Here is an 8,963-nt window from a genome sequence, read left to right as displayed (position 1 = left end):
TCCGGACACCCTCCGGACCGGCGCCGCGCGCCGGTGTCCACCCCCCCGGATGCGCCCTGCGGTCCGCGGTGGTCGACTCGACATGACGGGAGTCCCCGGGGGCCGCCACCGAGAGGAGCCGTACCGATGCCCAAGGTGTCCAAGCAGTCGGCGACACAGATCCAGGAATTCGGGCCGGTGACCAGCCGCCGCGCGGAGATGGGCGGCCTGTTGGTCGAGTTCGCCTCCTTCGGCGCCGACGCCGACCTCGACGGTCCACTGCAGGCGCTGCCCGGCGCGGCCTGCCAGTGCCCGCACTGGGGCTACGTCATCACCGGGCGCATGCGCTACGTCTTCGGCGACCACGAGGAGGTGTACGAGGCCGGCGACGCGTTCTACCAGCCGCCCGGGCACCGGCCGTACGTCGACGCCGGCACCGAGATGCTGCAGCTCAGCCCGGTCGACGGCCTCGCCGTGACCGAGCGGGCCATCACGGACTGGATGGAGCGTCAGGAGGGCCGCACCCCGTAGGGCCCCCGCTACCCCGCCGGGCGTTCCGGGTGGCTCAGGTTGGCTCCGCTGCGGGGGTCGAAGACGTGGATCCGGGCGGTGTCGACCCACAGCTCCAGCGGTCCGCCCTCGGCGGCGCGGGTGGCGGTGCTCAGCCGCGCGACCACGCGGTGCTCCTGCATGCCGGTGTCGGACCGGCCCGAGTCCGCGGCGAGTTCGGCGAGTTCCTCGGTCGGCGCCGGCCCGCCCTCCTCCGCGAAGTGGACGTACACGTCGGATCCCACGGACTCCCGGACCTCCACGGTGACCGTGCAGGTGACCCCGCCGACGTGCCCGGCCGGGGCAGCGTCCTCGAAGTCCTCCGGGCGGATGCCGACGATCAGCTCGCGCGGCGCGTCCGCGCGCTCCAGGGCCCGCCGGGTGCGGTCGTCCAGCGGCAGCGCGCCCAGCGAGGTGCGCAGCGCGTTCTCCTCCAGCGCGGCACCGAGGAAGTTCATGCCGGGCGAGCCGATGAACCCGGCGACGAACAGGTTGACCGGCTCGTCGTACAGCTCCTGGGGCGAGCCGACCTGCTGGACGACACCGGCCCGCATGACGACCACCCGGTCGCCGAGGGTCATGGCCTCGACCTGGTCGTGGGTGACGTAGACGGTGGTGGTGCCCAGGCGGCGCTGGAGCGCGGCGATCTGGGTACGCATCTGGACCCGGAGCTTGGCGTCCAGGTTGGACAGCGGCTCGTCCATCAGGAAGGCCTTGGGGTCGCGGACGATCGCCCGCCCCATCGCGACCCGTTGGCGCTGCCCGCCGGAGAGGTTGGCGGGCTTGCGGTCGAGGTGCCGGGTCAGGTCGAGGATGCGGGCGGCCTCCTCGACCTTGGCGGCGATGGTCGGCTTGTCGACCTTGGCCAGGCGCAGGGCGAAGCCCATGTTGTCGCGCACGCTCATGTGCGGATACAGGGCGTAGCTCTGGAAGACCATCGCGATGTCGCGGTCCTTGGGCGCACGGTCGTTGACGACCTGTCCGGCGATGCTCAGGGTGCCTTCGGTGATGTCCTCCAGCCCGGCGATCATGTTGAGCGTGGTGGACTTGCCGCAGCCGGACGGCCCCACCAGGATCACGAACTCGCCGTCGGCGATGGTGAGGTTGACGTCGCGGACGGCGAGGGCGCCGTCGGGGTAGCGCTTGGTGATGCCGTCGAGGACGATCTCGGCCACGGTCCGCCTTCCTGGTCCGCCCGGTGGGGCGGTCTCAACCCTTGACTGCGCCGGCGGTGAGCCCGGCGACGATGCGGCGCTGGAAGAGCAGCACGAAGACCACGATCGGGATCGTGATGATCACGGCGGCGGCCGCGATCGAGCCGGTCGGCTGCTCGAACTGGGAACTCCCGGTGAAGAAGGCGATGGCGGCCGGAACGGTCCGGGCCGAGGTGGTGGAGGTCAGCGAGATGGCGAACAGGAAGTCGTTCCAGCAGAAGATGAAGACCAGGATGCCGGTGGTGAACACGCCGGGCGCCGCCAGCGGGGCGATGACCAGCCGGAACGCCTGCCAGGGGGTGGCGCCGTCGACCTTGGCGGCCTTCTCCAGGTCCCAGGGGATCTCCCGGAAGAACGCCGAGAGCGTGTAGATCGCCAGCGGCAGCGAGAAGGTCATGTACGGGATGATCAGCCCGGCCCAGGTGTCGAAGAGGCCGAGCGCCCGCTCGATCTCGAACAGCGGCGAGACCAGCGAGATCGGCGGGAACATCGCGATCAGCAGGGAGATCCCGATCAGCAGCCGTTTGCCGGGGAAGCGCAGCCGGGCCACCGCGTAGGCGGCCATGGTGCCGAGGACGACGGCGATGGTGGTGGCGATCACCGCGATCCCGATCGAGTTCACGAGGGCCCGGGTGAACTCCGAGGTCTGGAAGATGCCGCGGTAGTTGGCCCAGGTCCAGGTGCGCGGGACGAAGTTGCCGTCGGAGAGGGTGGCGGGGGGCTTGAAGGAGAGCGCCACGATCCACCAGACCGGGAAGAGCGCGTAGAGGACGACGACCAGGTTGGCGATGCCCCAGCCGGTGAGCGTGCGGGCCCGGCGGGTGCTCATCGCTGCTCCGGTTCCGCGCCCGGCGCGGCCGCGCCGAACAGCTTGACGAAGACCAGCGCGATGAGCGCGACGCAGAGGAAGATCAGGACGGAGATCGCCGAGCCGATGCCCAGGTTGAGCGCGGTGAAGAGGTTGTCGTAGCCGAGGATCGAGACCGAGGCGGTGCCGTTGGAGCCGCCGGTCAGGACGTAGATGTTGTCGAAGATCCGGAAGGCGTCCAGGGTGCGGAAGAGCAGGGCGACCAGGATGGCCGGTTTCATCAGCGGCAGGATGACCAGGCGCAGCCGCTGTCCGAAGCTCGCGCCGTCGACCATCGCCGCCCGGACGGTCTCGTCGGGCACCAGGGCCAGGCCCGCGAGCAGCAGCAGGGCCATGAACGGGGTGGTCTTCCACACCTCGGCGAGGATGATCAGGCCGATCGCGGGCCACTGCTCGGTCAGCGGGGCGCTGCCCTCGGGCAGCAGCGCGGCCAGGTAGCCGGTGCCGGGTGTCCAGGCGTACTGCCAGGAGTACGCGGCGACCACGGTCACGATCCCGTACGGCACCAGGACGGCGGTGCGGACGGTGCCGCGGCCGAAGACGGTGCGGTGCATCACCAGGGCGAGCGCCAGTCCGAGGACGAGCTCGACGGCCACCGACACGACGGTGATCAGCACCGTGACACCGAGCGCCTGCCACCAGTACGGCGAGCTGAGCACGGCGCCGTAGTTGGCGAGCCCGACCCAGTGCGCCTGCTCGGGGAAGCGCAGGTCGTAGCGCTGCAGCGAGAGGTAGACGGCGTAGCCGATCGGGTAGGCGGTGACGGCGAGCATCACGACGACTGCGGGGGCGCAGAGCAGCAGGCCCAGTCGGCGTTCCTGGCGAGCGCCGCGGGAGGGCCCGGCCGGGGCCCGGCCGGGGACGGCGCGGGAGGCGGTGGACGGTGTCACGGGATCAGCCCCTTCGAACCGAGTGCGTCCTGGATCTGCCCGTGGAGGTCGGCTACGTCCTTCTCCGGGCGGATGTCGGCGGGCGGGGAGAGGGTGTGCGAGACGGCGATGGAGACGTTCTGATAGGCGGGGGTCTGCGGCCGGATGCTCGCGGTGTCGAGGGCGGCGAGCACGTCGGCGGCGAAGGGGTAGTCGCGGGTGAGTTCCGCCGCCTGGTAGAGGCTGCGCAGGGACGGTGGTAGGCCGCCCTTCAGCGCGTTGGTGAGCTGGTTGTCGCGGTCGCGCAGGCACAGGGTGGCCTCGAAGGCGAGGTCGGCGTGCCGGCTGTAGGCGCCCACCGCGAGGTCGATCCCGCCGATGGTGACGGTGGCCGGGCGGTCGGGGGTCACCGCGGGGTACGGGGCCCAGCGGAAGTGCGGGAACAGCTCGGGCCGGTTGGCCTTCATCGAGGGGTAGACGAACGGGTAGTTGAGTTCGAAGGCGGCCGTGCCGGACTCCATGGCGAGCCGGTTCTGGTCCTCCATCTGGTTCGGCAGCGAGGGGTCGGCGGCGGCCGAGGTGGCCAGGTCGTGCATCACCGTGGCGGCCGCGACGGCGGGCGCCCCGAGCGAGGGCGCCTGCGCGTCGGGGGTGAGGATCGAGCCGCCCGCGCTGGTGACCAGGGTGTTGAACCAGACCGTGAGGCCCTCGTACTGGGCGCCCTGGATCTCCACGTAGTGCGGTTTGCCGGCGCGGGCCAGGTCGTCCGCCATGGCGATCATCTCGGCCCAGGTCTTGGGCGGGGTCGGGACCAAGTCGTCCCGGTACCAGAGCAGTTGGGTGTTGGAGTTGTACGGCACGGCGTACAGCCGGCCGTGCCAGGTCGCGGTGCGCACGGCCGCGTCGAGCGTGTCGGCGGTGCCCCGGTCGCGCATCGCCCCGGTCCACTCGCGGATCCAGCCGGCCTCGGCGAACTCGGCGGGCCAGGTGACGTCCAGGCCCAGGATGTCGACGCCGCTGTCGTGCGCCGCCATCCGGCGCACCAGCTGCTGGCGTTGGCCGTCCGCGCCCCGGGGGAGCTTGTTGTAGCGGATCGTGTAGCGCCCGCCGGACTGCTGCCCGCAGCGGTCGGCGGCCTGCTGGAGGGCGCCCGAATCGTCCGGGAAGTTGTACCAGTCGAGCGTGACCGCGCCGCTCTGCCCGCTGCTCCCGCAGCCCGTCAGGACGGGCGCGAGGACGGCCAGCCCGGCGAGGGCGCTCGCCCATCGGGAACGGAGACTGGGGACCCTCGGCATCGTTCTCCCGTGGTGGGGCGGGACCGGCCCCGCCGACCCTAGCCCGCTGCCCCCTGCGGGCCGCGGCGTGCCGCGCCGTCGACCAGCCGGACGGGCGAACCCGCCCTCCCCGCACGGTGTCAGCGGCGACGGCGCAGGAAACCGGCCACCCGGGGCCGGTGCGAGACGGCGACCAGGAAGGCGCCGGCGGTCAGCAGCCAGGCGCCCACCGCGATCCACAGCAGGACCTCGCCGAGCGGGCGCAGCCCGTCCACCCGGGTCGCGGTCGCGGCTGTGAGCGCGGCGACCGCGGCTGGGAGCGCATCGACACCTGACCCGGGCCCGCCCGGTTCGGTCGCCCCCCGCCCTCCGGGCCGTCCTCGGCGCGCTGGTCCTCGCTGCGCCCGGCCCGCCAGTAGCCCGTGAGTCAGAAACGGGCAGGGGACTTCGCGGCCGGGTCGGGCGTACTCGCCCGACGCGGATTCAATTCAGTTGAGGCTGAACCGAATTACCCGTCGTGAGCCACCCGTCCCGGGGGCGGCACCGGCACGCCCACCACGCGGCCCCCGGATTGACCCGACCGGCCCCCGGTGCCCCCGCCCGACACGCCACGAGCGGTGGACCATCGCCCGCCACGCCGGGAGGCGGCGCCTACTGTCGCCTTCTCCCGAACAGGGACATCCACGGACAGAAACGGAGAATCCACCCATGAACCGTCGCATCGCCCGGACGCTCGTCCTGCTCGCCGCCGCCGGCCTCGCCGCCGTACCGACCGCCGCGAGCGCCGAGGTCGTCTCCGGCGGCAACCACGGGACGGTCATCATCGGCGACAACAACCAGGTCGCCGGTTACGACATCATCAACGCGGGCCACGACGCCACCGTCGGCTCCCACAACGGAGAGAGCGGGACGACCGGCATGACCGGTACGACCGGGGTGGCCTCCTCCGCCATCGAGGCCGCCCAGGCCACCGGCGGCAACTACGGGACCGTCATCATCGGCGACGACAACCAGGTCGCCGGGGACGACATCATCAACGCCCTCAACGACGCCACCGTCGGCTCCTACAACGGCAGCTCCACGACGGCCGGCACGATGAACGCCGCGCCGAAGCCCGTCACGCGCTGAGACCCCCGCACCGGAGGGGCGGCGCCGGCAGGCCCGCGCGGACGGCCGGGACCGGGCGCACCCGTCCGGAACCGGCTCCGCTGCGTCGGCGGCCCCGCGGCCCCGTGACCGCGGGCCCGTCGGCCCGCTGCCCCGGTGACCCGCCGGCCCGGTGACCCGGTGACCCGGTGACCCGCCGGCCCGCACAGCGCGCACCGTGCCGCCCCGGACGTGCTCGTCCGGGGCGGCCGTGCGTGGTGTGCGGGCCACCGCACCCGGTCGGTCGAACCGCCGGTCAAGCCGCCGGTCGGGCGGCCGTCACCGGCGGGTTCGACCGGCCGCCGGACCGGACGTGACGGGCAGGCGGGTGCGGAAGGTGGTCGGGCCGGGCGCGTCGACGACGGTGAGGGTGCCGCCGTGGATGGCGGCGATGTCACGGGCGATCGGCAGACCGAGGCCGGCGCCACCGTCGTCCCGGCTGCGCGCGTCGTCGAGCCGGGCGAAGCGTTCGAAGATCTTCTCGCGGTCGGCGGGATCGATCGGGGGTCCGTCGTTGGCCACGTCGAGGACCGCCTCACCGGACGCCCGGTCCGCGGTGAGACGGACGGTGACCCGGTGCCGGGCGTGCCGTTGGGCGTTGTCGAGCAGATTGGTCAGCAGCCGGCCCAGCCACAGGACGTTGCCCGGGGCGGTGACCGCCACCCGGGCGTGGACGGTGACCGGGACGGCCCCTGCGCCGCGGGCCGTGACCGTGGTGCGCACCAGCTCCGCCAGGTCCACCGGCTCGTCCGGCCAGCCGTGGTCGGTGGTGTCCAGGCGGGCGAGCAGCAGCAGGTCCGCGGCGAGGGACTGGAGGCGTCCGGTGTCCTCCAGCGCTCCGGCCACCAGGTCGGTCCGCACCTCGGGATCGGGGTGCGCGAGGGCGACCTCCAGCTGGGTGCGCAGCACGGTCAGGGGGCTGCGCAACTCGTGGGAGGCGTCGGCGATGAAGCGGCGCTGGCGGACCCCCGCGGCTTCGAGCCGTTCGAGCATGGCGTTCATGGTGCCGGCCAGCCGGGCGATCTCGTCCTCGCTGCCGGGTTCGGGCACCCGGCGGTCCAGGTCGCGGTCGCCGATCGCGGAGACCTCGGCGCGGATCGCCTCGACCGGGCGCAGCGCCCGGCCGGTGGCCCGCCAGGTGAGCGCGCCGACGGTGAGCAGCAGCAGCGCGCTCAGGCCGGCGAGCGCCGCCGAGGTGAGGTCCTCGGCGGCGTCGACCGTGCGCAGGGCCGCACCGACGTGGACGGTGACCGGGCCGGTCGGGGTGGTGGCGGTGATCGTGGTGACGCGCTGGTGGTGTTCGTCACCCAGGGCGCGCAGGTTGAAGGTGCTCCGCCCGTCCGGATGGCCGGTGGGGGCGACCGCCGGGTGGCCGGTCAGGTTCTGGCTGGCGGCCACCACCGTGCCGTTCGCGTCGACGACCTGGATGAAGTCGCTGCCGTGGTCCAGCGGGAGCTGAGCGGGCAGGCGCCCGTCCTCGGCGAGCCGGGCGACGGCCTGGGCCTGCTCGCGGGCGCCCGCCTCCACGGTGCGTTCCAGACTGGCGCGCAGCAGCAGGACGACGGCCGCCGAACCGGCGGCGAGGACGACGGCGACGCTGAGGCAGGCGGCCAGCGTGGTGCGGGCGCGGACCGAGCGCGGGGTCAGGCGGTCGAGCAGGGCCACCAGCCGGGGGTGGCGGACGAGGCGGTACAGGGCCCGGCCGGTCCGGCCGCCGGCCCGGGCCGGATCAGCCACCGTCGGCCGCCAGACGGTAACCGGTGCCCCGGACGGTCTGCACCGCGGCCCGCCCGTACGGGGTGTCGATCTTGCGCCGGAGGGCGCTGACGTGGACCTCGACGGTGTTCGGGTCGCTGTCGGGGCCGCTGTCCCAGACCGCGTCGAGGATCTCCCGCTTGGAGACGGCTTCGCCGGCCCGGCGGGCGAGGTGGTCGAGGACGGCGAACTCGCGCGGGGTGAGGGCGACCGCGGCGCCGGCCCGGGTGCAGGTGCGGGCGGCGGAGTCCACCACGAGGTCGCCGAGGACCGTGCGCCGGGGCGCGCGGCTGCCGATCCGCCGGGCCAGGGCCCTGAGCCGGGCGACCAGCACCACGAAGGAGAACGGCTTGGAGAGGTAGTCGTCGGCGCCGGTGTCCAGCGCCTCGGCCTCGTCCCACTCGCCGTCCTTGGCGGTCAGCATCAGGATGCCGACGTCGCTTCCGGAGGCCCGCAGCCGCGAGCACACCCGGTAGCCGTTGAGGCCGGGCAGCATGATGTCGAGCACGACGACGTCGTAGGCGTGGTCCGTGGCCAGGGCGAGGCCGGACGGGCCGTCGTGGGCCACGTCGACCCGGAACCCCTCCGCGGTCAGCCCGTGCTGCAGGGCCAGAGCCAGCCGCCGTTCGTCCTCCACCACCAGTACACGCATGCCCACCAGGGTCGCAGGTCGCCGGAGCGACCGGCTGAAGGGGTCTTCAGGTCTTCAGCCGATCTTCAGCAACGCCCGGACATCCTGTGCGCAGTCACCCGGGGAAGGCCCGGGCCGTCGCAGGATCGGGGTGTGTGGTGAGCGGACCTTTCGGGACCGGGGAGCCGGAGAAGGCGCAGGAGTCGCAGGAGTCGCGCGCTTCGCAGCAGCGGCCGGGCGCGGGCCGTACGGGCCGGACGCGGACGGGGCTGGGGATCGCCGCGCGCTGGGTGCGCGGCCGGTCGGCGCGGTGGGTCGTGGTCGGCGCGGCGGCGGTGGCGATCGGCGGCGGCGCGGCCGCGGTGGCGCTCCACCACGAGCACGAGGGCCACCGCGACGGCCGGACGGCGGCGGCCGGCGACGGCGAGCGGTACGACGGGCAGGGACGGCACGACGGCCGGGCGCAGCACGACGACGGCGCGCAGCGCGACGGCCGGGACGGCCGGGACGGCCGGGACGATGTTGAGGCGATGCCGGGAGGATGCCGGGACCGGCTTCGCCGGGAGGACGGGAGCCGGGGGGCGACCTCGCCTGCACCGGCGGATCCACCTCACCCGGGCTCCGTGACGGTGACCGTCACGGTGGCGGCGGGCGCCGCCCCGACCCCCGACCACACCG

General features: G+C 73.7%; 9 protein-coding genes and 1 pseudogene. 3 read left to right on the top strand and 7 right to left on the bottom strand.

Features of this window, described 5'->3' with window-relative positions; translation table 11 throughout:
- The first annotated feature begins 126 nt into the window (after positions 1 to 126).
- Entirely contained in the window at positions 127 to 510 is a 384-nt protein-coding gene (locus tag ACFV04_RS42385; RefSeq protein ID WP_380536435.1) for a hypothetical protein, read from the top strand.
- 8 nt (positions 511 to 518) lie between these two features.
- On the opposite strand, the gene ACFV04_RS42380 is transcribed toward ACFV04_RS42385, so the two are convergent.
- The 5 genes from ACFV04_RS42380 to ACFV04_RS42360 form a co-directional block, all read right to left on the bottom strand.
- Entirely contained in the window at positions 519 to 1,703 is a 1,185-nt protein-coding gene (locus tag ACFV04_RS42380) for an ABC transporter ATP-binding protein (RefSeq protein WP_380536434.1), read from the bottom strand.
- Between the two features lie 34 nt (positions 1,704 to 1,737).
- Positions 1,738 to 2,571 (bottom strand): carbohydrate ABC transporter permease, encoded by an 834-nt coding sequence (locus ACFV04_RS42375; RefSeq protein ID WP_380536432.1) that lies wholly within the window; start codon positions 2,569 to 2,571, stop codon positions 1,738 to 1,740.
- Positions 2,568 to 3,500, bottom strand: a complete 933-nt coding sequence (locus tag ACFV04_RS42370) for a sugar ABC transporter permease (protein WP_360259106.1) — start codon at positions 3,498 to 3,500, stop codon at positions 2,568 to 2,570. The genes ACFV04_RS42375 and ACFV04_RS42370 overlap by 4 nt, the downstream gene beginning before the upstream one ends.
- A complete protein-coding gene (locus ACFV04_RS42365) occupies positions 3,497 to 4,774 on the bottom strand; it encodes an ABC transporter substrate-binding protein (RefSeq protein ID WP_380536430.1) in 1,278 nt (425 codons plus the stop codon). The genes ACFV04_RS42370 and ACFV04_RS42365 overlap by 4 nt, the downstream gene beginning before the upstream one ends.
- A 119-nt stretch (positions 4,775 to 4,893) precedes the next feature.
- Positions 4,894 to 5,028 carry a hypothetical protein gene (locus ACFV04_RS42360; protein ID WP_380536429.1) on the bottom strand — a complete coding sequence of 45 codons (135 nt, stop codon included), beginning with the start codon at positions 5,026 to 5,028 and terminating at the stop codon, positions 4,894 to 4,896.
- A gap of 433 nt (positions 5,029 to 5,461) precedes the next feature.
- Between ACFV04_RS42360 and ACFV04_RS42355 the strand changes: the two genes are divergently transcribed.
- Complete coding sequence (locus tag ACFV04_RS42355) at positions 5,462 to 5,881, top strand: hypothetical protein (RefSeq protein WP_380536428.1); 420 nt, start codon at positions 5,462 to 5,464, stop codon at positions 5,879 to 5,881.
- A 297-nt stretch (positions 5,882 to 6,178) separates the two neighbouring features.
- On the opposite strand, the gene ACFV04_RS42350 is transcribed toward ACFV04_RS42355, so the two are convergent.
- Together ACFV04_RS42350 and ACFV04_RS42345 are read right to left on the bottom strand one after the other, a co-directional pair.
- Positions 6,179 to 7,636: an ATP-binding protein gene (locus ACFV04_RS42350; RefSeq protein ID WP_380536426.1), complete on the bottom strand. Its 1,458-nt coding sequence runs from the start codon at positions 7,634 to 7,636 to the stop codon at positions 6,179 to 6,181.
- A complete protein-coding gene (locus tag ACFV04_RS42345; protein WP_360259115.1) occupies positions 7,629 to 8,306 on the bottom strand; it encodes a response regulator transcription factor in 678 nt (225 codons plus the stop codon). The genes ACFV04_RS42350 and ACFV04_RS42345 overlap by 8 nt, the downstream gene beginning before the upstream one ends.
- A 137-nt stretch (positions 8,307 to 8,443) precedes the next feature.
- On the opposite strand from ACFV04_RS42345, the pseudogene ACFV04_RS42340 reads away from it, so the two are divergent.
- Positions 8,444 to 8,963: pseudogene (locus ACFV04_RS42340) on the top strand (hypothetical protein); the annotation flags it as partial.

It is taken from the genome of Kitasatospora sp. NPDC059599, assembly GCF_042735125.1.
Taxonomy (GTDB): Bacteria; Actinomycetota; Actinomycetes; order Streptomycetales; family Streptomycetaceae; genus Kitasatospora.
This window is presented reverse-complemented; position numbering and strand designations above follow the sequence as displayed.